General features: G+C 54.8%; 19 protein-coding genes and 1 other RNA gene. 12 read left to right on the top strand and 8 right to left on the bottom strand.

The genetic code is table 11. From position 1 onward, the window contains the following. Positions 1 to 79: 79 nt before the first annotated feature. Positions 80 to 1,513 (top strand): gluconate:proton symporter, encoded by a 1,434-nt coding sequence (locus ACMYSK_RS04315; RefSeq protein WP_434640495.1) that lies wholly within the window; start codon positions 80 to 82, stop codon positions 1,511 to 1,513. A gap of 151 nt (positions 1,514 to 1,664) precedes the next feature. Further along, the gene (gene btuC / locus ACMYSK_RS04320) at positions 1,665 to 2,651 is read left to right on the top strand and encodes a vitamin B12 ABC transporter permease BtuC (RefSeq protein WP_434640496.1); all 987 of its coding nucleotides are present in this window, start codon (positions 1,665 to 1,667) and stop codon (positions 2,649 to 2,651) included. A gap of 52 nt (positions 2,652 to 2,703) precedes the next feature. Here btuC and ACMYSK_RS04325 read toward each other — a convergent pair whose 3' ends face one another. Further along, complete coding sequence (locus ACMYSK_RS04325) at positions 2,704 to 3,504, bottom strand: MetQ/NlpA family ABC transporter substrate-binding protein (protein WP_434640498.1); 801 nt, start codon at positions 3,502 to 3,504, stop codon at positions 2,704 to 2,706. Positions 3,505 to 3,728: 224 nt separating this feature from the next. Between ACMYSK_RS04325 and ACMYSK_RS04330 the strand changes: the two genes are divergently transcribed. The 4 genes from ACMYSK_RS04330 (at position 3,729) to selO (ending at position 7,393) form a co-directional block, all read left to right on the top strand. Continuing rightward, positions 3,729 to 4,280 (top strand): glutathione peroxidase, encoded by a 552-nt coding sequence (locus tag ACMYSK_RS04330; protein WP_434640500.1) that lies wholly within the window; start codon positions 3,729 to 3,731, stop codon positions 4,278 to 4,280. Continuing rightward, complete coding sequence (btuD, locus tag ACMYSK_RS04335) at positions 4,280 to 5,029, top strand: vitamin B12 ABC transporter ATP-binding protein BtuD (protein ID WP_434640501.1); 750 nt, start codon at positions 4,280 to 4,282, stop codon at positions 5,027 to 5,029. Before ACMYSK_RS04330 ends, btuD begins: the two co-directional genes overlap by 1 nt. 81 nt (positions 5,030 to 5,110) lie before the next feature. Next, positions 5,111 to 5,575, top strand: a complete 465-nt coding sequence (locus ACMYSK_RS04340) for an NlpC/P60 family protein (RefSeq protein ID WP_434640502.1) — start codon at positions 5,111 to 5,113, stop codon at positions 5,573 to 5,575. A gap of 375 nt (positions 5,576 to 5,950) precedes the next feature. After that, positions 5,951 to 7,393 carry a protein adenylyltransferase SelO gene (gene selO, locus ACMYSK_RS04345; protein ID WP_434640503.1) on the top strand — a complete coding sequence of 481 codons (1,443 nt, stop codon included), beginning with the start codon at positions 5,951 to 5,953 and terminating at the stop codon, positions 7,391 to 7,393. 43 nt (positions 7,394 to 7,436) lie between these two features. Here the strand turns inward: selO and hemP are convergent, their stop codons facing one another. The 3 genes from hemP to ppsR all read right to left on the bottom strand — a co-directional run bounded on the left by hemP (position 7,437) and on the right by ppsR (position 9,816). Beyond that, positions 7,437 to 7,616, bottom strand: a complete 180-nt coding sequence (gene hemP, locus ACMYSK_RS04350) for a hemin uptake protein HemP (RefSeq protein ID WP_434643845.1) — start codon at positions 7,614 to 7,616, stop codon at positions 7,437 to 7,439. Between the two features lie 163 nt (positions 7,617 to 7,779). Next, on the bottom strand, positions 7,780 to 8,826 hold the full coding sequence (gene aroH / locus ACMYSK_RS04355; protein WP_434640504.1) for a 3-deoxy-7-phosphoheptulonate synthase AroH: 1,047 nt from the start codon (positions 8,824 to 8,826) through the stop codon (positions 7,780 to 7,782). 156 nt (positions 8,827 to 8,982) lie between these two features. Continuing rightward, a complete protein-coding gene (gene ppsR, locus ACMYSK_RS04360) occupies positions 8,983 to 9,816 on the bottom strand; it encodes a posphoenolpyruvate synthetase regulatory kinase/phosphorylase PpsR (RefSeq protein WP_434640506.1) in 834 nt (277 codons plus the stop codon). Positions 9,817 to 10,157: 341 nt separating this feature from the next. Between ppsR and ppsA the strand changes: the two genes are divergently transcribed. The 3 genes from ppsA to ACMYSK_RS04375 all read left to right on the top strand — a co-directional run bounded on the left by ppsA (position 10,158) and on the right by ACMYSK_RS04375 (position 16,548). After that, positions 10,158 to 12,536, top strand: coding sequence for a phosphoenolpyruvate synthase (gene ppsA / locus ACMYSK_RS04365; protein ID WP_434640508.1), 2,379 nt, complete (start codon positions 10,158 to 10,160; stop codon positions 12,534 to 12,536). 237 nt (positions 12,537 to 12,773) lie between these two features. Continuing rightward, on the top strand, positions 12,774 to 14,171 hold the full coding sequence (locus ACMYSK_RS04370) for an MFS transporter (protein WP_434640509.1): 1,398 nt from the start codon (positions 12,774 to 12,776) through the stop codon (positions 14,169 to 14,171). Positions 14,172 to 14,175: 4 nt separating this feature from the next. Next, entirely contained in the window at positions 14,176 to 16,548 is a 2,373-nt protein-coding gene (locus tag ACMYSK_RS04375; protein WP_434640511.1) for a glycoside hydrolase family 3 N-terminal domain-containing protein, read from the top strand. Positions 16,549 to 16,620: 72 nt separating this feature from the next. Here ACMYSK_RS04375 and rprA read toward each other — a convergent pair. Continuing rightward, positions 16,621 to 16,728, bottom strand: an RNA gene (rprA, locus tag ACMYSK_RS04380) — antisense sRNA RprA. Between the two features lie 173 nt (positions 16,729 to 16,901). Then, the gene (gene ydiK / locus ACMYSK_RS04385) at positions 16,902 to 18,026 is read right to left on the bottom strand and encodes an AI-2E family transporter YdiK (RefSeq protein WP_434640513.1); all 1,125 of its coding nucleotides are present in this window, start codon (positions 18,024 to 18,026) and stop codon (positions 16,902 to 16,904) included. Between the two features lie 371 nt (positions 18,027 to 18,397). Between ydiK and ydiJ the strand changes: the two genes are divergently transcribed. Both ydiJ and menI read left to right on the top strand, forming a co-directional pair. Further along, a complete protein-coding gene (gene ydiJ / locus ACMYSK_RS04390) occupies positions 18,398 to 21,454 on the top strand; it encodes a D-2-hydroxyglutarate dehydrogenase YdiJ (RefSeq protein WP_434640515.1) in 3,057 nt (1,018 codons plus the stop codon). Beyond that, the gene (gene menI / locus ACMYSK_RS04395) at positions 21,451 to 21,861 is read left to right on the top strand and encodes a 1,4-dihydroxy-2-naphthoyl-CoA hydrolase (RefSeq protein WP_434640517.1); all 411 of its coding nucleotides are present in this window, start codon (positions 21,451 to 21,453) and stop codon (positions 21,859 to 21,861) included. The genes ydiJ and menI overlap by 4 nt, the downstream gene beginning before the upstream one ends. Before the next feature lie 74 nt (positions 21,862 to 21,935). On the opposite strand, the gene ACMYSK_RS04400 is transcribed toward menI, so the two are convergent. After that, positions 21,936 to 22,124 (bottom strand): YegP family protein, encoded by a 189-nt coding sequence (locus ACMYSK_RS04400; protein ID WP_004863298.1) that lies wholly within the window; start codon positions 22,122 to 22,124, stop codon positions 21,936 to 21,938. A 165-nt stretch (positions 22,125 to 22,289) separates the two neighbouring features. Between ACMYSK_RS04400 and ACMYSK_RS04405 the strand changes: the two genes are divergently transcribed. Then, a complete protein-coding gene (locus tag ACMYSK_RS04405) occupies positions 22,290 to 22,538 on the top strand; it encodes a GlsB/YeaQ/YmgE family stress response membrane protein (protein ID WP_004863295.1) in 249 nt (82 codons plus the stop codon). Positions 22,539 to 22,699: 161 nt separating this feature from the next. Here the strand turns inward: ACMYSK_RS04405 and ACMYSK_RS04410 are convergent, their stop codons facing one another. Beyond that, positions 22,700 to 23,017 carry a hypothetical protein gene (locus ACMYSK_RS04410; RefSeq protein ID WP_434640519.1) on the bottom strand — a complete coding sequence of 106 codons (318 nt, stop codon included), beginning with the start codon at positions 23,015 to 23,017 and terminating at the stop codon, positions 22,700 to 22,702. Between the last annotated feature and the right edge of the window lie 703 nt (positions 23,018 to 23,720).

Below are 23,720 nucleotides of genomic sequence, written 5' to 3' on the forward strand. Positions count from 1 at the left end.
CGAGGGGGGATATTTTCTGAGCAGGTCCGACTACGCCGAGCCCGACTCGCGGCCGGTTTTATTGGCATCAAGGAGTTATATGAGTGACTCAACGCTCTCTGGTAATCCGATAACCAGACGGAATATCACCAGAAAAAATATCATTATTGGCCTGCTGCTGGGTCTGTTTTTATTGACCGCATTCTGGTGCCACGGAAGGCCCGCCGCGGAACTTGGTCTGCTGAGCTTTACCCCACTCGTGGCATTAGCAATCCTCTCGCTCGCTGGGGTGGATATTGTGCTGTCGGTGATCTCATCCATTATTATTGCGATGATTATGACGTCTACCAGCTTGCCTGAAATGGGGACGATGCTGGCAAAATCGACCGGCTCTTTCATCGCCACCGTAGGATTAATTATTATGCTCGGTGCCGGCGTCGGGGAAGTCGCGACCCGAACCGGCGCAGCGGTAGAGCTGGTGAAATTTGTCGTTCATCGTATCGGTCTATCCAGCCAGACCCGAGTCAAATTTGGTATCGTCATCTCGTCGATTCTGATCTGCGGTTCTCTGGGGACCATGGCTGGGGGGAATGCGATCATCGTGGCGGTGATTATCCCCGTTGCGGCAGCGGTCAGGCTGACGCCGCCGACGGTGGCCGCCCTGATGATGACCGCCGGTTCCATCGGACTTTTCACCGGGCCGTTTACGCCAAGTACCGTGACGATTCTCAAACTTGGCGGCCTCAGCTATCCGGATTACTTGCTGTATGTCGGGCTGCCGATGAGTGCGGTTACCTTGCTGGCCGGTTGGGTGATGGCGGGGCGTATTCAGAAGATGACCGAAGGAAAGCTGCGTTACGAGGTCGACCTTAGCGAAAAAACGCAGGTGGAAGAGAATCCTGCCGTTACACGACGCAAAAAGCTCAGCGCGCTGGCATTTGCGGCAACGATTATCGTGATGGCCGTTGTTGGGGTGGTAATAAAAGCCGGTTTTAGCTTCGCCATTATCGTGATGCTGCTGGTGGCACTGATCACCGGGCTGGTTGGCGGTCTGCGACCCACGCAGATTTTGCAGGCGCTGTATCATGGCTGCGGTCGTCTGGTATGGATGTTTATCCTTTACTGGCTTTATAACCCGATACTTGAGCTGATGGATGGGCTCCATGCCTACCAGGGACTGCTGGACTATACCCAGCCGCTGCTTAACGGGATCTCCCCGGCCTGGCTGTGCTTTTGTATCTTTGCCTTTAATATTATCGGCCACGTTCCCGGGGCGGCGGTGGCGCAGATGACCTTTACGCATAAGATTTTTGGCCCGATGCTGATGGCCGCTGGCGTTCCGCCGCAGGGGACCACGGCGGTTCTGCTGGCCTCATCGCAGGTGGACTGGTTTGGCCCATTCCCGTCCTCGGATATGTTCGGGCAGATGGGGCTGGCGCAATCCACGCATCTCAAGTACATGCTCTATAACGGCTGGGCTATCGTTATTGCCAACGTTATTCTCTTCGCTCTGCTGTTTCAGGTGCTGGTGTAAGAGGCCTTCCGGCCAGCGCGATGGGGCGGGTTTCCTGTTGTGCTGGTCAGCGGTTAACCCGGCTATCTCTTCCTTGCCGGGAGGTTTTGCTTTAATCCCTTCTGTACCCACCGTAAAATCAACGGCATCTCTTTCTGGCACCACGGAAATTATGCTGACCTTTGTCCAAACTCAACAGCGCCGCAGCCGGCGCTGGCTCATTGCACTGCTGCTGCTGCTCCTCGCGATGACGACCATCAGCCTCTGCGCCGGAGATCAATGGATTGGCCCGCAAGAGTGGTTCAGCAGTCAAGGGCAGCTTTTTGTCTGGCAGATTCGCCTGCCGCGTACGCTGGCCGTACTGCTGGTGGGGGCGGCGCTGGCACTCTCCGGGGCAATCATGCAGGCATTATTCGAAAACCCGCTGGCAGAGCCTGGGCTGCTGGGCGTCTCTAACGGTGCCGGCGTGGGGTTAATTGCCGCGGTACTACTGGGGAAAGGCTACCTGCCGGGTTGGATGCTGGGGCTGTGTGCGATTGCCGGAGCGCTGGTGATAACCTTTATTCTGCTGCGTTTTGCCCGGCGGCATCTGTCAACCAGCCGCCTGCTGCTGGCGGGCGTTGCGCTCGGGATTATCTGTAGCGCACTGATGACCTGGGCGGTCTATTTTTCCACCTCTTTCGACCTGCGCCAGCTTATGTACTGGATGATGGGCGGGTTTGGCGGCGTGGACTGGCAGCAGCTGTGGCTGATGCTGGCTCTGTTGCCGGTACTTATCTGGGCGTGTCTGCAATCTCAGCCGCTCAATCTTCTGGCGCTGGGTGAAGTGTCTGCTCGCCAGCTGGGGCTGCCTCTTTGGCTGTGGCGCAGGCTGCTGGTCGTGGCGACGGGATGGCTGGTTGGCGTGAGCGTGGCGCTGGCAGGGGCGATTGGATTTATTGGTCTGGTTATTCCACATATTCTGCGACTATGTGGTTTGAGCGATCATCGAGTTCTGCTTCCAGCCTGCCTGCTGGCCGGCGCCAGCGCGCTGTTAGGCGCCGATATTATTGCTCGTCTGGCGCTATCGGCGGCGGAGTTACCGATTGGCGTTGTCACGGCGACGCTGGGCGCGCCGGTTTTCATCTGGCTGCTGCTGAAATCCGCACATTCACAATAAGCGGCACGCTGGCGCAGCATTTGCCGCGGCGCCAGCGGAAAGCCGGGTGAGATTACCAGCCTTTTATCGCATCGCCTTTGTAAACTTCCATGGCTTTATCCGCGACTTCTTTGGTCTGGAAAGCCTCTTTCAGCTCCTGAATCTTTTTGCTGTCTTTATTCTCTTCACGTGAAACGATGGCGTTCACATACGGAGAGTCCGGCCCTTCCATAAATAAGCCATCGCGAGCTGCGGAAAGCCCTGCCTGCGCGGAGAAGTTCGTATTAATGATCGACAGCGCAACGTTCGGGTCGTCAAGCGTGCGGGTCAACTGCGGCGTATCGACTTCCACAATTTTCAAATGTTTCGGGTTGTCGATGATATCCAGTGAGGTCGGCAGATAGCCCACGCCCTCTTTAAGCTTAATCAAGCCCTGGGCCTGCAGCAGAAGCAGACTGCGCCCTAAGGTGGTGGTTTCGTTGGAAATGGAAACCGTTGCGCCGTCCGGCAGCTCGCTGATATTTTTAATTTTGCGTGAATAGGCGGCAATCGGGAAGACAAACGTTTTACCGACGATAGCGAACTTATAGCCGCGCTCTTTTGACTGTGCGTCAAGATAGGGCAGCGTCTGGAAGGCGTTAGCATCAACGTCTTTATTATTTAACGCTTCATTTGGCAGGACGTAGTCATTGAAGGAAATAACGTCGACGTCGAGGTTATATTTTTCTTTCGCCACCTGCTCAACCACTTTCCAGATAGCCTCATCCGGGCCGGTGTTGATCGCGACTTTAACTTTGTTGTTATCGTCAGGAGAGCAGGCCGATAACAATACCACGGAGGTGGCGATTAACACTGAGCTTAACAACTTTTTCATTAATAAAACTCTCTCAAATAGGTCCATAACAAAATGCTATTACATCAATTTAACACTGTACACTGAATTGCCTGCTGACCATATTGAGAGGAATTCATGTTGCCGTCGTCTACGGTGCGGTGTTCCTCTCAGCCGATTCGACGTAGAATGGACGCCCGTGAATCCGCTACAGTAGATAGGGATCACCTTAATCAGAAACCTGCTTTATGCACGGAGGGAAGGCTATGCAACACGATATTCTGAATACTGAAGTCACCACGATTGATGGCCAAAAAACGACGCTCGCTGATTACGCGGGTCGCGTTCTGCTGGTTGTGAATGTGGCCTCTAAATGTGGTCTTACGCCGCAGTATGAGCAGCTGGAAGCATTGCAAAAAGATCTCGAAAACGACGGGTTTACCGTACTTGGCTTCCCGTGCAACCAGTTTCTGGGTCAGGAACCGGGGAGCGAAGAGGAGATTAAGACCTTCTGTAGCACGACCTATGGCGTGACTTTCCCGCTGTTCAGCAAGGTAGACGTCAATGGTGAACATCGTCATCCGCTCTATCAAAAACTGGTTGAAGCCGCGCCGCAGGCCGTGGCACCGGAAGGCAGCGGTTTCTACGATCGCATGGCAAGCAAAGGCCGCGCACCGGCCAACGTCGGTGACATTTTATGGAATTTCGAAAAGTTCCTGTTGGGCAAAAACGGGCAGGTTATCCAGCGCTTCTCGCCGGATATGACGCCGGACGACCCGCAGCTGGTGGCCGCGATTAAAGGAGCGTTAGCGGAATAATGCCGTTTTTGATGCAGCTGCAGGATGTTGAAGAAGCGGGGCGTCTGGCGCCGTTTAGCGCGCAGGTGCGCCCCGGCGAAATGGTCCATCTGGTGGGGCCAAATGGCGCCGGGAAAAGCACCTTGCTGATGCGAATGGCGGGACTGACTTCGGGACCAGGACGCGTTATTTTGAACGAGCGTAAACTGGACCAGTGGCCGGCGCAGGAGTTGGCGCGTCACCGGGCCTACCTGACTCAGCATCAGATGCCGCCTTTTGCTATGCCGGTGTGGCACTATCTGTCGTTGCATCTGCAAAGTGGCGGGCACAGCGAACTGCTTGCCAGCGTTGCTGATAAACTGGGCCTGAGCGATAAGCTCGGGCGTCAGGTGAATCATATTTCCGGAGGGGAATGGCAGCGCGTGCGCCTGGCGGCGGTCATTCTACAGATTCATCCGCTGGCAAATCCTGTGGGGCAGCTGCTGTTGCTGGATGAACCCATGAACAGCCTGGACGTGGCGCAGCAGGCGGCTCTCGACCGGGTGCTGGGCGAGCTGTGCGAGGCGGGGGTGGCGGTGGTGATGAGTAGTCACGATCTCAACCACACCTTGCGGCACGCCCATCGTTCCTGGCTTATCTGCCGGGGGCAAGCCATCGCCTGCGGTGAGACATCCGAGGTATTAACCGAAGAAAATTTAACCGCGGCCTATGCGATTCCTTTTCAGCGCATCGCAGTGGCCGGTCATTTTATGCTCGTTGCGTCACAGTAGCACGAAGCAACCTTGCCAGTGTATTGATAAACCAGCTAAATTATCCTGATGGAATGATAAGGAACAGAGGAATCGTCTGAGATGCGTTTGTGGTTCATTTTATTGACGGCGCTATTTCTGGCTGGCTGTAGCAGTCACCGGGCGCCGCCGCCGAATCCGCGGCTTGCAGATTCCATTACCGTCATCGCTAACCTGAACGATCAGCTACGCAACTGGCGAGGTGCACCGTATCGCTATGGCGGTATGACGCCGCGTGGTGTGGATTGTTCCGGATTTGTAGTAAGGACCTTCCGCGATAAGTTTGCTCTGCAATTGCCGCGCGAAACCCGGGCCCAGGCAGAAATCGGCACTAAAATTGATAAAAGCGAACTGTTACCGGGCGACCTGGTCTTTTTCAAAACTGGCTCAGGTGACAGCGGGCTGCATGTGGGAATCTACGATACCGACAATCAGTTTATCCATGCTTCAACCAGTCAGGGGGTGACGCGTTCCTCCCTGGATAACGTTTACTGGAATAAGAAGTTCTGGCAGGCGCGCCGAATTTAGCATCGTGGATGCAGTGAAAGGACAAGCGCGAGCTTAATGCTGGTCACTTAAGGTGGTCAGCATTTTTCAGTGTCCTGCGCTACAGGTGAGCGGCCCAGGGCCGGTCTCGCCCATACCACCGTAAAAACGAAATCCCTGACATCACAGCGACCTCCGGGAGGAGACGCTCCTGCAGATGTGTTGCAACCTGGCAGCAGCAGATAAAAAATCGGCAATCCCTGTGAGATGACAGATTTCTACACCCCCGCCGGATCGGTCAGCCGACTGTTAATCGAACGATATTAAGCGCGAGCTTCCCTTTTTTATGTCGATAACCCTGCTGTTCACCCGTGTTAATACCTTATTGAAGGCACTACACTGGAGACAGGAGGAACCATGACCCTGTCTTTTACTACCCACTGGCGTGATGAACTGCCGGATTTTTATACTGCATTAACGCCCACTCCGCTGAAAAATGCCCGACTCGTCTGGCATAACGCGTCGCTGGCGCAAACTCTGGGCATCCCCGATGCGTTGTTTCACCCGGTGCAGGGTGCCGGCGTATGGGGGGGAGAAACGCTGCTGCCCGGCATGTCGCCACTGGCGCAGGTTTACAGCGGCCATCAGTTTGGCGCCTGGGCCGGCCAGCTAGGGGACGGTCGGGGAATTTTGCTCGGTGAGCAGCAGCTGCCCGATGGTCGACGCTTTGACTGGCATCTGAAAGGTGCCGGACTGACGCCTTATTCACGGATGGGCGACGGGCGCGCCGTGCTGCGTTCGACGATCCGTGAAAGCCTGGCCTCAGAAGCCATGCATGCGTTGGGGATCCCGACGACCCGCGCACTCGCCATGGTCACCAGCGACACCCCGGTGCAGCGCGAAACCCTGGAAAGCGGCGCTATGTTAATGCGCCTGGCGCAGAGCCACGTGCGTTTCGGCCATTTTGAACACTTTTATTATCGTCGTGAGCCGGAGAAGGTGCAGCGGCTGGCTGACTATGTTATTCGTCACCACTGGCCTGAACTGGTGGATGAAGCGGATAAATACATCCTGTGGTTCCGTGACGTTGTCACCCGAACGGCGACGCTTATTGCCAGCTGGCAGACGGTAGGCTTCGCTCACGGCGTGATGAACACCGACAATATGTCAATTCTCGGGCTGACGATGGACTACGGTCCTTATGGTTTCCTCGATGATTTCAAACCCGATTATATCTGCAACCATTCTGATTATCAGGGCCGCTATAGCTTTGAGAATCAGCCGGCGGTTGGGTTATGGAATCTACAGCGGCTGGCACAGTCGCTGTCGCCGTTTATCGCGGCGGATGCGCTAAATGCGGCTCTGGATAACTACCAGCATGCGCTGCTGACGGTGTATGGACGTCGGATGCGCGATAAGCTGGGTTTGTTCACCCAGCAGAAAGGCGACAATGACCTGCTGGACGGACTGTTTGCGCTGATGATGCGTGAAGGCAGCGATTATACCCGCACCTTCCGGATGCTGAGCGTCAGCGAACAGCACAGTGCCGCGTCGCCGCTGCGCGATGAGTTTATTGACCGTGCGGCCTTCGACAGCTGGTTTGCAAGCTACCGCGTGCGCCTGGGCGATGAGCAGATAGAAGACGCGCAGCGCCAGCAGCATATGCAGAGCGTTAACCCGGCGCTGGTGCTGAGAAACTGGCTGGCACAGCGGGCCATTGAGCAGGCAGAGCAAGGGGATATGAGCGAAGTGGCGCGCCTGCATGAGGTGTTAACCCAGCCGTTTACAGACCGACTTGATGATTATATCAACCGTCCGCCCGACTGGGGCAGGCACCTGGAAGTCAGCTGCTCCAGCTGACGTTGTCCTGTTAACCATCTCAGGGCTTGCGGGCAGAGAAGGCCTATTTGGTCAGAATAAGTTTTCCGGCATGGGTCTGGCGCAGCAAATAGCGCTGGCCGCCATGTTCAATCACGACCCGGCCTTCAGCGCCGAGTAGCGTGCGGCTGTTAATGATTCGATCCGTAGGAACAGGGTAAGGGGCATTGTCTTTTGTTTTTTCTGCTGTGGCAGTGTTATCCATTCGCGTCATAGCACCAAAATAAAAATAAAAGCAACAATGATAATCATTATCAGTAATGTTAATTTTCACGGCAAGCGTTATTTATGAAAACGCTATTATTGGGGGGGGGGCTACGCCGGACGGGTAGAGAAACAGCCCCACCACGGCGTGGCGGGGACGGGGATTACAGGCGGGTGGCGGTTGCCGCAGCCAGCTCGGCCAGCAGACGCTCGCTATCTTCCCAACTCAGGCAAGGGTCGGTAATGGACTGTCCGCGGGTCAGCGGCTGGCCGGCTACGACCTTCTGCGTGCCTTCAAGCAGGAAGCTTTCGGCCATAATACCGGCAATTGACGTGGAGCCTGCGCGGATCTGCTGGCAGATATCGGCGCATACCTCCAGCTGACGACGGTGCTGCTTCTGGCAGTTACCGTGGCTGAAATCAACCACCAGCTGTTCCGGCAGGTCAAACTCGCGCAGGGCATCGCAGGCGGCAGCCAGATCATCGGCGTGATAATTTGGCCGTTTACCGCCGCGCATGATGATATGCCCGTACGGATTGCCGCTGGTCTGATAGATAGTCATCTGTCCTTGCTTATCAGGCGACAGGAACATGTGGCTGGCGCGGGACGCGCGAATGGCGTCAACGGCGATACGGGTGTTGCCATCGGTGCCGTTTTTGAAGCCAACCGGACAGGAGAGTGCGGAGGCCATTTCCCGGTGGATTTGGCTTTCGGTCGTGCGTGCACCGATAGCGCCCCAGCTAATCAGGTCGGCAATAAACTGTCCGGTCACCATATCGAGAAACTCCGTGGCGGTAGGGACGCCGAGCTCGTTAACCTGCAGCAGCAGCTGGCGTGCCAGCTCAATACCGTGATTTACCCGATAGCTGCCGTTAAGGTCGGGATCGGAAATCAACCCCTTCCAGCCAACAACGGTACGCGGTTTTTCAAAGTAGGTGCGCATAACGATTTCCAGCTGCGGCTGGTAGCGCTCGCGCATACCCTGCAGGCGGCGCGCGTAGTCCATCGCCGCGTCGGTATCGTGAATGGAACACGGACCGATGATCACCAGCAGGCGGCGATCTTCACCGTTAAGGATCTTTTCAATTCGGCGGCGGGAGGCGGCTACGTGCGCCGCAACGTCGGCAGACACGGGATGCCGCTGTGCCAGTTCCGCGGGCGTCACCAGGCTTTCAATGCGCGCGGTACGCAATTCGTCTGTTTTATTCATTGGAGTCTCAAAAAAATCTGTTTCTTCCGCAGCGAAAATGCCGGGAAGTGATGCGCATCACGATAAACCAATCTCTGCTTATTGCAAGAGCAGGTCATGATCCTGTATAGGCCACGAGCGATAGCATAAACAAATTTTCTCCAATGCACTAGTTCATTAGTACATTCTTCGATTCAGCCCCATGATGTCCATGATTTTAGTCGCAATTTCTTCAACCGAATAATTAGTGCTATTCAGGCAGGGAATTTTATTCTTGCGATACAGGGCTTCCACCTCAGTCACTTCCATTCGACACTGACGCATTGACGCATAGCGACTGTTTTCACGACGTTCTTCGCGGATCGCCGCCAGCCGTTCCGGGTTAATGGTTAAACCGAACAACTTATGCTGTAAGGGTTTGAGCGAAGCCGGAAGAATCAAATTGTCCATATCGTCGGCGATAAACGGATAGTTCGCCGCACGGATCCCGTACTGCATCGCCAGGTACAGACTGGTGGGGGTTTTACCGCAGCGCGAGACGCCCAGCAGGATGACCTGGGCCTGATCGAGATTCCGCAGCGAGATACCGTCGTCATGAGCGAGGGTGTAATCAATAGCCGCGATGCGCGCATCGTACTTGTTCAGGTTGCCCGGAGTCAGGCCGTGGGTCCGGTGAGCGATCGGCGTGGGGTCGAGCCGCAGTTCCTGCTGAAGCGGTGCCACCAGAGCCTGCACGATATCCTGACAAAACCCTTCACTCTGCAAAATAATGTCGCGAATTTCAGGGATAACGATGGAGTAGAAAACCAGCGGCCGGATGCCGGTCTGCTGAAAGATGGCGTCAATTTGTTCCTTTACTGCCCGCGCACGACTGATATTTTCGACAAACGGCAGCGTAAAACTGCTGATGGCAACCGGAAATTGCGACATCACCGCATGCCCCAGCACTTCGGCCGTAATGGCGGTACCGTCGGAAATATAAAATACGTGGCGATCTACAGCACTTTCCATTTTGACCATCCGGTATAATGAGTTTAATTACCTGAAAGGAGATATTAAATTTAAGCATATCCCTTTAGGCTTTGTCTCACTTTAAAAAATGAAACGGTATTTTTATTTTTAATGAAAAGGCTGGTTCAGTTTCTTGTTTTGCCTGTATTTTGTATCTTATTGCAGCAGATTTCAGCAGAATCATTGAGTTAGCTATATTGGGAAAAGTATCCTAAAAAAGGAAAAATAATTTGCTTGAACGATTCACCGTTTTTTTCAGCCGCATAAATATGTCAGGATAAATCCCGTAGTTGATCGTGAGTTTTTTATCACTGGTATTAAATCACAAAAGGATTGTCTCGATGTCCAACAATGGCTCGTCACCGCTGGTGCTTTGGTATAACCAACTCGGCATGAATGATGTAGACAGAGTTGGGGGCAAAAATGCCTCCCTTGGTGAAATGATTACGAATCTGTCCGGTATGGGTGTTTCCGTACCGAACGGGTTTGCCACCACCGCTGATGCCTTCAATCAGTTCCTGGACCAAAGCGGTGTTAACCAGCGCATTTATGAACTGCTGGATGAAACCGACATTGATGACGTTTCCGCATTAGCGAAAGCGGGCGCCCGGATCCGTCAGTGGATCATTGATACGCCGTTCCAGAGTGAACTGGAAGAGGCTATTCGTGATGCCTATAGACAGCTGTCCGCGGATAATGCCGAAGCCTCTTTTGCCGTGCGTTCATCCGCCACGGCGGAAGACATGCCGGATGCCTCCTTCGCCGGGCAGCAAGAGACATTTCTTAACGTGCAGGGCTTCGATGCCGTGCTCGTCGCCGTGAAGCATGTTTTTGCTTCGCTGTTTAACGATCGCGCGATCTCCTATCGCGTGCATCAGGGTTACGACCATCGCGGCGTGGCGTTGTCCGCCGGGGTACAACGGATGGTGCGTTCCGACCTCGCCTCATCCGGCGTCATGTTCTCCATTGATACCGAGTCCGGCTTTGACCAGGTGGTATTTATTACTTCCGCCTGGGGTCTCGGCGAAATGGTTGTGCAGGGTGCGGTAAACCCGGATGAATTCTACGTCCATAAGCCGACGCTGGCGGCCGGTCGTCCGGCCATTGTGCGGCGTACGATGGGATCGAAAAAGATCCGCATGATTTATGCCCCGACTCAGGAGCATGGTAAGCAGGTGCGTATCGAAGATGTGCCGCAGGCGCAGCGCGATATTTTCTCGTTAACCGACGAGGAAGTGCAGGAGCTGGCGAAGCAGGCGGTGCAGATCGAGAAGCATTACGGCCGTCCGATGGATATCGAATGGGCTAAAGACGGTCACACCGGCGAGCTGTTCATCGTCCAGGCGCGTCCGGAAACCGTCCGCTCGCGTGGCCAGGTGATGGAGCGCTATACCCTGCATGCGCAAGGGCAGATTGTGGCCGAAGGCCGCGCAATCGGCCATCGCATCGGTGCCGGTCCGGTAAAAGTGATTCACGATATTAGTGAAATGAACCGTATCGAGCCGGGTGACGTCCTGGTGACCGACATGACCGACCCGGACTGGGAACCGATCATGAAGAAAGCCTCGGCAATCGTGACCAACCGCGGCGGACGTACCTGCCACGCGGCGATTATTGCCCGCGAGCTGGGGATCCCGGCGGTAGTAGGCTGCGGTGACGCGACCGATCGCATCCAGGAAAACCAGAACGTGACCGTTTCCTGTGCCGAAGGCGATACCGGCTACGTCTACGCCGAGCTGCTCGACTTCAGCATTAAGAGCTCAAGCGTGGGTGAAATGCCGGACCTGCCGCTGAAAATCATGATGAACGTCGGTAACCCGGATCGCGCATTTGACTTCGCCTGTCTGCCGAACGAAGGCGTTGGCCTGGCGCGTCTGGAGTTTATTATCAACCGCATGATTGGCGTCCACCCGCGTGCGCTGCTGGAGTTTGACGACCAGGAGCCTACGTTGCAGAACGAAATCCGCGAATTGATGAAAGGCTACGATTCGCCGAAAGAGTTCTACGTTGGTCGCCTGACCGAAGGGATCGCCACCCTCGGCGCGGCGTTCTATCCGAAGCGGGTGATTGTGCGTCTGTCCGACTTTAAATCTAACGAATACGCCAACCTGGTGGGCGGCGAGCGTTATGAGCCGGAAGAAGAGAACCCGATGCTCGGCTTCCGTGGCGCCGGTCGCTATGTTTCCGACAGCTTCCGCGATTGTTTTGCGCTGGAGTGCGAAGCAGTGAAGCGCGTACGTAACGATATGGGCCTGAGCAACGTCGAAATCATGGTGCCTTTCGTACGTACCGTCGCTCAGGCGAAAGCGGTAGTGGAAGAGCTGGCACGGCAGGGCCTCAAGCGCGGCGAGAACGGCCTGAAAATCATTATGATGTGCGAAATTCCGTCGAATGCGCTGCTGGCTGAACAGTTCCTCGAGTACTTTGACGGTTTCTCTATCGGTTCGAATGATATGACGCAGCTGGCGCTTGGTCTGGACCGCGATTCCGGCGTGGTCTCTGAGCTGTTTGACGAACGTAACGAGGCGGTGAAAGCGCTGCTGTCGATGGCGATTCGCGCGGCGAAAAAGCAGGGTAAATATGTCGGTATCTGCGGCCAGGGTCCGTCTGACCATGAAGATTTTGCCGCGTGGCTGATGGAGGAGGGGATTGACAGCCTGTCCCTGAATCCGGATACCGTGGTGCAAACCTGGCTTGGCCTGGCTGAACTGAACAAATAAGTCCTCAGCGAATACCCCTCGATCCCCGTCAGTAATGGCGGGGATTTTTTATTTTCAGTCCCCACCACCGCTTATTTGCAGTCAATCACATAAACAGGAAAAAAACAAAATATCGTAATCCCGCAGTGAATTTCTACAATTGTTGCTTTCCCGGGTATTTTTAATACTTACACCGCGTCATCGGATTCTCATACTAACGACTTAGTGAAAAACGCTGCCTCGCGTGTAAGGATAATAATGACTCTTTCCTCTGTACTGACTACCAAAAATAAAATTGGCTACGGCCTTGGCGATATGGCCAGTGCGCTGGTATGGCAAACCGCGACGCTGTTTCTGGCCTATTTTTATACCGATGTATTTGGGCTGCCGGCTGCGATAATGGGAACCATGTTTTTAGTCGTGCGGGTCATCGATGCGGTTGTCGATCCCTGTATTGGGGCACTGGTGGATCGTACCCAAACCCGTCATGGACGTTTTCGTCCCTGGCTGCTGTGGTTCGCTATTCCCTTCGGCGTCAGCTGTATCATTACCTTCTACGTTCCTGACGTGGGGGAAACGGGGAAAATTATCTATGCCTGCGTAACCTACACGATTCTGAGCTTTATTTATTCGGCAATTAACGTGCCTTACTGCGCGATGCCCGGCGCGCTGACGATGGACCCGCACGAACGGCATTCCCTACAATCGTGGCGCTTCGCGCTGTCGTTTATTGGCGGCCTGATTGTGACCGTCATTGCGCTGCCGCTGGTGGCCCATCTGGGTGGCGGCAATCCGCAAAAAGGCTATTTTTATGCCATGAGCCTGATGGGGATCCTCGGCATCGTCCTTTTCTTTAGCTGCTTCTTCCTCACACGGGAGCGCTATACCCCACAGAATGATGCTTCCGGGTCGATATTAAAAGACCTGAAACTGTTGGCTGGAAATAGCCAGTGGCGGATCGTTTTTATCTTTAATATTTTACTGTTAACTGCGGTTGTGACCCGTGGCTCAGCAACGATGTATTACGTTAAATATGTCATGCAGCGCCCGGATATGGTGTTTACCTTTATTGTGTCAGGAATGATTGCCGCCCTGCTGGGGGCATTATTATCTGAACGCCTGCTGGGTAAATTTGACCGGGTACGGGCATATCAATGGACGATAATAACGTTTGTCATATTTGCAGCTGCCATTTTCTTTATTCCGGCGAACCAGATCTGGCTGATATTCGGACTCAACGTCGTCTTTAGCTTTATTCAGAACCTGACGACTCCCCTCCAGTGGACGATGTTTTCGGACGTGGTGGACTACGAAGAACACCGCAGTGGCCGCCGTCTCGACGGGCTGGTGTTCTCGACGGCTTTATTCGCCATTAAGTTTGGCCTGGCACTTGGGGGCGCGGTTGTGGGCTGGATCCTTGGTTTTGTCGATTATATCCCGAACGCGGCCACACAGTCGGCGGCGGTACTGGGCACCATTAACACGTTGTTTACGCTGATTCCGGCCGCGTTGTTCATTCTGATGGCCCTCCTGCTGATGTTCTACCAGTTGAACAGCGCCAGGGCGGACAGCATTGCCCGTGAACTTATCCGTCGGCGTGAAACAAACGTCTCCGCTACCGCGCAACCGGCGCTGAATTCTGCCCTACAGGAGTAATGGTATGACCCTAATTTATCAGGATGCTCGTCGCCCGATTCATGAACGCGTTGCCGATTTGCTCTCGCGCATGACGGTGGAGGAAAAGATTGCCCAGATGCACGCTTTTTGGCTGGTGCTCGCCGAGGATGGCGAACACCGGGAACGCAGCGATATGAGCGATGAATTTGCCGGCGTGAGCGCCCAGGCTTCCCTGGCCGAACGTTTAAAGCTCGGTGTCGGACAGATAACCCGTCCGCTGGGCACCCATATTGTTTCGGCGCAGAGCGGCGTACGCGCAGCCAATCGTCTACAGAAGACGCTGGTGGAGGAGACCCGGCTGGGGATCCCGGCGCTGTTTCACGAAGAGTGTCTCGTTGGGTTGTTGTGCAAAGAGGCGACGCTGTTTCCCTCCTCGCTTAATTACGGCTCGACCTGGGATCCGCAGCTGGTGGCACGGGCCGCGCGGGAAATCGGCGCAGAAGCCCGTTCCACCGGCTGCAAGCAGGGGCTGGCGCCGGTCCTGGATGTATCACGTGATGTTCGCTGGGGACGCACCGAAGAGACGTTCGGTGAAGACCCCTGGCTGGTGGGGGTGATGGCCTGCGCATACGTCGAAGGCTTGCAGGGGGAAAAGCGCGATGTGCTGGCGACGCTGAAGCATTATGTCGGCCACTCCTTTAGCGAAGGGGCGCGCAATCACGCCCCCGTGCATCTTGGCTTTTGCGAACTCAACGATACGTTCCTGCTGCCGTTTGAGATGGCGGTAAAGCTGGCCAATGCGGGGTCGGTGATGCCGGCCTATCACGATATCGATAATCAGCCCGGACACAGCGACCGCTTTTTGTTAACGACGGTCTTGCGTGAGCAGTGGGGGTTCGACGGGATTATCGTCGCTGACTACGGCGGGGTCAGTTTACTGCATCAACACCATGGGATAGCACATGATGCAGCGGAGTCCGCTGCGCTGGCCTTTAACGCAGGGCTTGATGTGGAGCTGCCGAAAGATGATTGCGCCCGGCATCTGCAGGAGGCGCTGGACCGGGGCTTAATCGCCATGGCGAAGATTGATGAAATTGTCGCCCGGACGTTGACGGAGAAGTTCCGGCTGGGCTTATTCGAGCAGCCTTATACCGATGTCGACGGCATTTCGCTACAGTCGCCAGCGGCACGTCAGGCCGCTCGAGAAGTGGCGACTCGCTCTCTGACCCTGCTGGAAAACCGCGGCATCCTGCCGCTCCAGGGGCAACCCAGGATTGCGGTGATAGGGCCAACCGCCGACGACCCGCTGGCATTGCTCAGCGGCTACAGTTTCCCGGTTCATCTGATTATCAGCGATATGGTGGACGACGTGTCTCAGGTGACGACGCCGCTTGCGGCGCTGCGTCATTATCTGGGGGCAGCGCGGGTGAGCTATGCCAAAGGCTGCCATATTATTGAACGACGGATGGCCGGGGCGCCGGTCTTCCCCGGAGACAGTGGCGGCAAGCCGATGCAAGAATCGCCGGTCTCGTTCGACACGAGTTTGATACCTGAAGCGGTAAACGTGGCGCTGGAGAGCGATGCGATCGTCGCCTGCGTAGGGGATCTGGCCGGTCTGTTTCAGAGCGGAACCGTCGGGGAGGGTTCCGATACCGATAGCCTGAATTTGCCGGGCGTGCAGCAGGCGCTGCTTGACGCGCTGGTTGCAACCGGAAAACCGGTGATTGTGGTCATGACCGGCGGACGGCCCTATAACCTACAGGGGCTGGAAGACCGCATCGCGGCGCTGCTGATGGCCTGGGCTCCGGGGCAAGAGGGCGGATGGGCTGTGGCCGATGTCTTAACCGGGCGCGAGGAGCCGCAGGGGCGCCTGGTGGTTAGCGTCCCCAAAAGCGCGGGCGCGATGCCGTACTACTACAACCACAAATTGAAAAGCGGCGGTACGCCGTTCGCCTTCCACTTTGGTTCACGCTACCCGTTTGGTTACGGGCAAAGCTGGACCACCTTCGAGTACGGACAACCTGAGCTGCTGGCCCGACAGGTCGCGTGCGACGGGGAAATTGCGCTTCAGGTGACGGTACGCAACAGCGGCGAACGTCGCGGCAGTGAGGTCGTTCAGCTGTACGTCAGGGATAAGGTGGCTTCGATGGTGCGTCCACTGCAGGAGCTTAAGGCGTTTCAGCGGGTGACGATAGACGCCGGAGAAACCACGACGCTGACCTTTTACCTGCCGGTCGATATGCTGAATTTTACCCGCCGTGACGGGCAACGCATTGTCGAACCCGGTGAGTTTGAGCTTCAGGTTGGGGCGTCGTCTGCGGACATTCGCGGGACGGCAACCGTGAGTGTCTACGGCGAGGTGCGAGAGCTGTCGCAGAAATGGCAGATGATGAGCCGCTGTGAAGTGCGCGGATAACCACCTGCATCGTAGCTTCCGGCAACGTTATTGAGCCTGGGGCAACACAAACGGCAGCCATACGCGAACAATCAAAAAAAAAGCCCATCGTGGGAGATGGGCAAAGACTACACACAGCAATTCGTTGTTTCACTCAGGGGATTTCCATGCTTATAAATCAAGGTGTTGATCTATAACCGTGCCCTAATAGTAGACACAGCCTTTTTTTGCGTCGATCAGATTCATCTCAATCGTTAAAGGAGTGTGAAGAATACGTCGCTGGCATCGCATGAGAGGGGCGTTAAAAAGGCAGGGTGCGGAATTTTTTTATCAGTTTTTCTTATGATTAAGGCGGGTTTCCCCGCCCTGATGTTTTACTTTTGGCTGCTGATATTGCCGACATTTAATGCTTCAAGTTCCGCCAGAACCTGATCGGGATCTTTCGGCGGCGGGGGAACTTCCTGCAGCCAGGCATCAAACAGGCGCCAGGAGACGGCAAGCAGAACCGGGCCGATGAACAAGCCAATCATGCCGAAAGCGATCAGGCCACCAATAACGCCGGAGAGAATCAGAATCATCGGCAGATCGGCCCCCATGCGAATCAGCATCGGGCGGATAACGTTATCCATGGTGCCCACCACGCAGCTCCACACCAGCAGCACCGTGCCCCAGGTGGTATCCCCGGTCCAGTAAAGCCAGATAATTGAGGGGATCAGGACAATTAAAGGCCCCAGCTGCACCAGACAGGTGAAAATCATGACTACGGTCAGCAGCGCGGCGTAAGGCACGCCGGTAATCGCCAGGCCAATTCCTCCCAGCACTGCCTGAACCAGCGCGGTCACCACCACGCCCAGCGCCACGGCACGGATTGCCTGGCCGGCCAGGAGTACCGCTGCATCGCCGCGTTTTGCCGCCAGACGTGTCGCAAAATAGCGGAATCCATAGGCGACCTTCTCACCCTGCCAGTACAGCAGCGCGCTGAACAGCAACATCAGGCCGCAATAGACCAGCAGCTTGCCAATATGCGCCGCCTGGCCGACGAACCAGGTGGTGGTGGTACCGATATAGGGCCGAATTTTAGCCATAATGGCTGCGCCACCCATATCCAGCAGGCCGTGCCAGGCCGCGTAGAGCTTGTCGCCGATCAGCGGAACGCTATTGAGCCAGGCGAAATCTGGCAGCGTGACATTTCCGGTGGAAATGAGTTTTATCAACGGCACGCTGTTATCGACCAGGCTATTGACCAGCAACGCAATGGGAATAACGAATAATAAAAACAGCAATACCGTCATGACCAGCACGGCAAGGGCGCGCTTACCGAATAAGATGCGCTGCAGGCGCAGCAGAACCGGCCAGGTGGCAATGACCACGGTGCCTGCCCAGGCGAAGGACAGAATAAAGGGTTGCACCACCCACAGGCAGGAGATAATTATCAGGGATAAGAACAGTACCGACAGCAGAATTTGCGGTATATCCCGGGGTTGGCGATCGTTAATCATAGAGAAATTTTACCTTTCCAGTCGCGTCAAAATGCTGACGCCGCGTAAATCCATATACTGATAATAATATCAATAATTTCACGGGCCTGATTTTGCACATAAATCTCGTGGGCGCATATGAAAAAAATGTGATAAAAAGTTGACTGCGCCACGCAATCGTTTAGTTACCGACACACAAAATCATCCGGACGCATCGAGGCGGCGTGCAAGTACCCTGACGTCCGGGAACGCTTTGCCCGGCGTCGTTTACGTGGTGGCGTTGCCCGTAAGGGTTCGTTTCACGCAAGGATTCGGCAGTAAATGCGCCAACAAGAGGCAGTCTGAAGGATGATATCTCTACAACACAACATAGTCAGGCAGGGTCAAGCATTATGATCCCACAAATTTCTCAAGCACCAGGTGTCGTTCAACTGGTATTGACTTTTTTGCAGGTACTGGAGCAACAAGGATTTACCGGCGATACCGCCACCAGCTATGCCGACAGGCTAACAATGGCAACAGATAACAGCGTTTATCAGCTGTTGCCGGATGCAATTTTATTTCCCCGTTCGACGGCGGATGTCGTCTTACTGGCTCGACTCGCCGCGGAAGAACGTTTTCAATCGCTGATCTTTACTCCTCGCGGCGGCGGGACCGGCACCAACGGCCAGTCGCTTAATGCGGGAATCATCGTTGATATGTCCCGCTATATGAATCGCATACTCGAAATCAACCCGGAAGAAGGGTGGGTACGCGTCGAAGCGGGCGTCATTAAAGATCAGCTGAACCAGTATCTTAAACCGTACGGCTACTTTTTTGCGCCGGAGCTTTCCACCAGTAACCGCGCAACGCTGGGCGGAATGATTAATACCGACGCATCCGGCCAGGGGTCGTTGGTGTACGGTAAAACCTCGGACCATGTGCTGGGCGTGCGTTCGGTGCTGATGGGCGGGGATATTCTCGATACCCAGGCGATGCCCGTTGCCCTGGCGGAGACCCTGAGCCGCGAGCAGTCGGCCATCGGGCGGATCTACCGTACGGTATTCCAGCGTTGCAAAGCGCAACGTCAGCTTATTATCGATAAATTTCCAAAACTGAACCGCTTCCTGACCGGGTACGACCTGCGCCACGTCTTTAATGATGAGATGAGCGAGTTCGATCTGACCCGTATTCTCACCGGTTCGGAAGGGACGCTGGCCTTTATTACCGAAGCGCGTCTCGATATTACCCGGCTGCCGAAGGTCCGCCGTCTGGTGAATATCAAATACGATTCATTTGATTCTGCGCTGCGTAATGCGCCGTTTATGGTCGCCGCAAAGGCGCTGTCGGTCGAAACCGTTGATTCAAAAGTGCTTAACCTGGCACGTGAAGATATTGTCTGGCATTCGGTCAGCGAGTTGATTACCGACGTGCCGAATAAAGAGATGCTGGGGCTGAATATTGTCGAATTTGCCGGCGACGACGCTGAGCTTATTGACGGCCAGGTGACCAGTCTGTGCGAGCGCCTTGATGAGCTGATCGCCGCAAGCGAAGCCGGCGTCATCGGCTGGCAGGTTTGTCAGGAGCTGGATGGCGTTGAGCGCATCTACGCGATGCGTAAAAAAGCGGTAGGGCTGCTGGGGAATGCTAAAGGCGCCGCCAAGCCGATTCCCTTTGCGGAAGACACCTGCGTGCCGCCGGAACATCTCGCCGACTATATCGTTGAATTTCGTGCGTTGCTGGACAGCCACGGCCTGAGCTACGGCATGTTTGGCCACGTGGATGCCGGCGTGCTGCATGTGCGTCCGGCTCTGGATATGTGCGATCCGCAGCAAGAAGTGCTGATGAAAAAGATCTCCGACGACGTCGTGGCGCTGACCGCGAAATACGGCGGTTTGCTGTGGGGAGAGCACGGTAAGGGCTTCCGCGCCGAGTACAGTCCGGCATTCTTTGGCGAAGAGCTTTATCGTGAGCTGCGAAAAGTCAAAGCGGCATTCGACCCGCAAAACCGTCTCAACCCAGGGAAAATCTGCCCGCCGGAAGGCGTTGACGCGCCGATGATGAAAGTGGATGCCGTGAAGCGCGGCACCTGGGATCGTCAGATCCCGATAGCGGTGCGCAGCTCATGGCGCGGTGCAATGGAGTGCAACGGCAACGGTCTGTGTTTTAACTTTGATGTTAAAAGCCCGATGTGTCCGTCAATGAAGGTCAGCAACCACCGTATCCACTCGCCAAAAGGGCGCGCGACGCTGGTGCGCGAGTGGCTACGCCTGCTGGCGGACCGCGGTGTCGATCCGAATCAGCTGGAGCACGATCTCCCGGGAAAACGCGCCAGCCTGCGTACCCTGGTAGAGCGGACCCGCAACAGCTGGCACGCGCGCAAGGGCGAGTATGACTTCTCGCATGAGGTCAAAGAGGCGATGTCCGGTTGCCTGGCCTGTAAAGCCTGTTCAACCCAGTGCCCGATTAAAATCGACGTCCCGGAGTTCCGCTCGCGCTTCCTGCAGCTTTATCACAGCCGCTATCTGCGCCCGGTTCGCGACCATCTGGTGGCGACGGTGGAGTCCTATGCACCGCTGATGGCCCAGGCGCCGAAAACCTTCAACTTCTTCATTAACCAGCCGTGGATGCGCAAGCTGTCAGAAAAGCACATCGGAATGGTGGATCTCCCGCTGCTCTCGACGCCGTCGCTGAAGCAGAGAATGGTAGGGCATCGCTCGGCAAATATGACCCTGGAGCAGCTCGAAGCGCTCAGCGCCGCGCAGAAAGCCAACATGGTGCTGGTGGTGCAGGATCCGTTTACCAGCTATTACGACGCGCAGGTGGTGGCCGATTTTGTTCGCCTGGTCGAAAAGGTGGGTTATCAGCCTGTGCTGCTGCCGTTCTCCCCTAATGGCAAGGCGCAGCACATCAAAGGATTTCTGTCACGCTTTGCGCGCACGGCGCAGAAAACCGCCGATTTTCTCAACCGCGTGGCGCAGCTGGGCATGCCGATGGTGGGGGTCGATCCGGCGCTGGTGCTGTGCTATCGCGACGAATACAACCAGGTGCTGGGCGACAAGCGGGGTGATTTCCGCGTGATGCTGGTGCATGAGTGGCTGCCACAGGCGCTGCCGGAAACTCGCACACAGGAGAGCGGCGGAGAAGCGTGGTACCTGTTTGGCCACTGTACGGAAGTGACGGCGCTGCCCGCCGCGCCGAAGCAGTGGGCGGAGATTTTTGCGCGCTTTGGCGCGAAGCTGGAAAACGTCAGCGTGGGCTGTTGTGGCATGGCCGGGACCTACGGTCATGAGGTGAAAAACCATGCCAATTCGCTGGATATCTACGCGCTTTCCTGGCAACAGGCTATTCAGCGTTTACCGCGCAACCGTTGCCTGGTAACCGGATATTCCTGTCGGAGTCAGGTGAAGCGTATTGAAGGCAGCGGGGTTCGTCATCCGCTGCAGGCGCTGCTGGAGATTATTGGATGATTTGGAAACGTCAGACGACGCTGGAACAGCTTAACCGCATGGGCGAAGGCAATATGGTCGGGCTGTTGGATATTCAATTTGATGTCTTTACCCACGACACCATCGAGGCCACCATGCCAGTGGATAGCCGAACGCATCAGCCGTTTGGTCTGCTGCACGGCGGAGCATCCGTGGTACTGGCGGAAACGCTGGGCTCGGTGGCCGGCTATTTGTGCAGCGAAGGTGAGCAGAAGGTGGTTGGCCTGGAGGTGAATGCCAACCACATTCGCTCGGTACGTGGTGGCCGGGTTCGCGGCGTCTGTAAAGCCTTGCATGTCGGGTCACGCCACCAGGTGTGGCAGATCGAAATCTCCGATGAGCAGGGCCGCTTGTGCTGTTCCTCTCGCCTGACTACGGCGGTGGTCTGAGATAGCCGCAACTGACTAAGGTTTTTCTCATTCAAATATAAGGGGGAAATACTTCCCCTTTATATTCAGCATATTTATTGCGTTTCATCCTTAATCGTTTCGCTGGGGCCATTCTTCTGCACGGAGGCAATTCCTTTTTTTGCCGCTTCTTTGGAGGAATACATTTCGCTGGTGGCGATAGTTTCGTGATTATCCGCCTTTAACAGGAAATACCACGGTTGGGAAACGCTTTTCTCAGACTTTTTAATTACGTAATACCCCATCTTTAACTCCTTTTCGCATTAGAACCGACACCATGATATGTAGACTATGATGGCTTAAGCAGCAAGTCATCCGCGGTAAAAATATAATTCATGAATCATTCACGCTATTTATGCTACTATTTAAGAACGATACACTTGCGAGTAACATAGAGGACGGAGTTAACTATGGGTATCATTTCCTGGATCATTTTTGGTCTTATTGCCGGTATTTTGGCTAAGTGGATTATGCCAGGCAAAGACGGCGGCGGTTTTATCGTCACTATCGTTCTGGGGGTCATTGGTGCGGTTGTAGGTGGTTGGATCAGTACGTTCTTTGGCTTCGGCAAGGTCGATGGATTTAATTTCGGCAGCTTTGTCGTGGCGGTAATAGGTGCATTAGTCGTACTGTTTATCTACAGAAAGATTAAAAGTTAATATACCGTCATCATTCATGCGGCCTCATCGCCGGCGGTGATGAGGATATAGACGTTCAGCACGAAATCAGACGCCAAATAAAAGCTGCCATGCGAACTGGCAGCTTTTTTTATGCCGCAGGCGTCAGCTGGAAAATGAAACCAGGATGACTCAGGGATGGCTCAGGGCATATCGGGAACCGGGACAACCTCCACGCGCACTTCATAATGTTTGGCGGTACCTGTCGGGATCAGCGTGGTCAGTTTGTTAATAGTCTCAGCGGGGTTATCGGTGGCAACCGTTGCAGAGAATAATACCGGCTTTCTCGGTGGGAATGGCGGTAAAGGCATGGGCATCGGGCCACGTCCCTGAGGCATATCCATCAGGGGCTGTCCGGCATAATTACCTGCGGGAGCAGGGGTGTCGGTTTTATCTGCCGCAAATGCGCTGGCCGCTGCAATTGAAACGGTGGCTAACAGAGCAATGATTGTTCCTTTCATCTTCGTTACCTCTTTGGAATGTGGCTGAAATCTTAGAGGCAACGCATTTCACGAACAATCCCGTGGAGGGCGAATCCTCCAAAACTCCTCATTTCATAACGAATGTGAAGTTCCGTTGCGGGAAGCAGAATTCTGACTGGTTTAGTTCAGCAGTACGCTCATCACCAGCAGTACCACCATGCACATCGACATAATACTGATATCAATCATCCTGTACGGCAAAACTCCAGGTAAGCAGCGCCTCCGACGACGAGCCGAAAACTGTAGGAAATTTAAGCAGGAATTGTACATCAATTTACCGGTAGAGAAAAAACCTTTATTCCTGGTTTTTATCCGAATTTAGCATGATAAGCCATTCGCTTTCCCGGATAACAAATAGCCATCCAGAAGGATGCTTATAGATTGTTCTGATTGATTAAGGCAAAGGTGAGCTTGTCGCGGGGGCTGTACGCAGAACAAGCTGTTGATTTTACTATTAGTGCTAATCTGCTGAATGGACTGTTTTCGATTTCAAAAATAGGTATTTCCGATACACCTTTCCCATTGCCTGCTCTCTCCGCGAAAAACGCTAAATAACTTATTATTTATCAATATATTAAATTACAAAATAGTCACCTGATAACCTGCAGGCGAGGGTCTATGCTTATAAAAAGCGAGATAAAAGGGCCTGAGAAGGAAATACCCCTTCTCCGGCTGGGTTGAA

The sequence above is a fragment of the Klebsiella sp. I138 genome, assembly GCF_051131765.1.
Lineage (GTDB): Bacteria > Pseudomonadota > Gammaproteobacteria > Enterobacterales > Enterobacteriaceae > Klebsiella.

Bases quoted from the DNA above. Each gene is read 5' to 3' on its own strand.
- ACMYSK_RS04340 (WP_434640502.1), top strand. From the start codon at position 5,111: ATGCGTTTGTGGTTCATTTTATTGACGGCGCTATTTCTGGCTGGCTGT.
- ACMYSK_RS04370 (WP_434640509.1), top strand. From the start codon at position 12,774: ATGACTCTTTCCTCTGTACTGACTACCAAAAATAAAATTGGCTACGGC.
- hemP (WP_434643845.1), bottom strand. From the start codon at position 7,616: ATGGATAACACTGCCACAGCAGAAAAAACAAAAGACAATGCCCCTTAC.
- btuC (WP_434640496.1), top strand. From the start codon at position 1,665: ATGCTGACCTTTGTCCAAACTCAACAGCGCCGCAGCCGGCGCTGGCTC.
- ACMYSK_RS04330 (WP_434640500.1), top strand. From the start codon at position 3,729: ATGCAACACGATATTCTGAATACTGAAGTCACCACGATTGATGGCCAA.
- ydiJ (WP_434640515.1), top strand. From the start codon at position 18,398: ATGATCCCACAAATTTCTCAAGCACCAGGTGTCGTTCAACTGGTATTG.
- aroH (WP_434640504.1), bottom strand. From the start codon at position 8,826: ATGAATAAAACAGACGAATTGCGTACCGCGCGCATTGAAAGCCTGGTG.
- ydiK (WP_434640513.1), bottom strand. From the start codon at position 18,026: ATGATTAACGATCGCCAACCCCGGGATATACCGCAAATTCTGCTGTCG.
- ppsR (WP_434640506.1), bottom strand. From the start codon at position 9,816: ATGGAAAGTGCTGTAGATCGCCACGTATTTTATATTTCCGACGGTACC.
- ppsA (WP_434640508.1), top strand. From the start codon at position 10,158: ATGTCCAACAATGGCTCGTCACCGCTGGTGCTTTGGTATAACCAACTC.
- btuD (WP_434640501.1), top strand. From the start codon at position 4,280: ATGCCGTTTTTGATGCAGCTGCAGGATGTTGAAGAAGCGGGGCGTCTG.
- ACMYSK_RS04405 (WP_004863295.1), top strand. From the start codon at position 22,290: ATGGGTATCATTTCCTGGATCATTTTTGGTCTTATTGCCGGTATTTTG.
- menI (WP_434640517.1), top strand. From the start codon at position 21,451: ATGATTTGGAAACGTCAGACGACGCTGGAACAGCTTAACCGCATGGGC.
- selO (WP_434640503.1), top strand. From the start codon at position 5,951: ATGACCCTGTCTTTTACTACCCACTGGCGTGATGAACTGCCGGATTTT.
- ACMYSK_RS04325 (WP_434640498.1), bottom strand. From the start codon at position 3,504: ATGAAAAAGTTGTTAAGCTCAGTGTTAATCGCCACCTCCGTGGTATTG.
- ACMYSK_RS04410 (WP_434640519.1), bottom strand. From the start codon at position 23,017: ATGAAAGGAACAATCATTGCTCTGTTAGCCACCGTTTCAATTGCAGCG.
- ACMYSK_RS04315 (WP_434640495.1), top strand. From the start codon at position 80: ATGAGTGACTCAACGCTCTCTGGTAATCCGATAACCAGACGGAATATC.
- ACMYSK_RS04400 (WP_004863298.1), bottom strand. From the start codon at position 22,124: ATGGGGTATTACGTAATTAAAAAGTCTGAGAAAAGCGTTTCCCAACCG.
- ACMYSK_RS04375 (WP_434640511.1), top strand. From the start codon at position 14,176: ATGACCCTAATTTATCAGGATGCTCGTCGCCCGATTCATGAACGCGTT.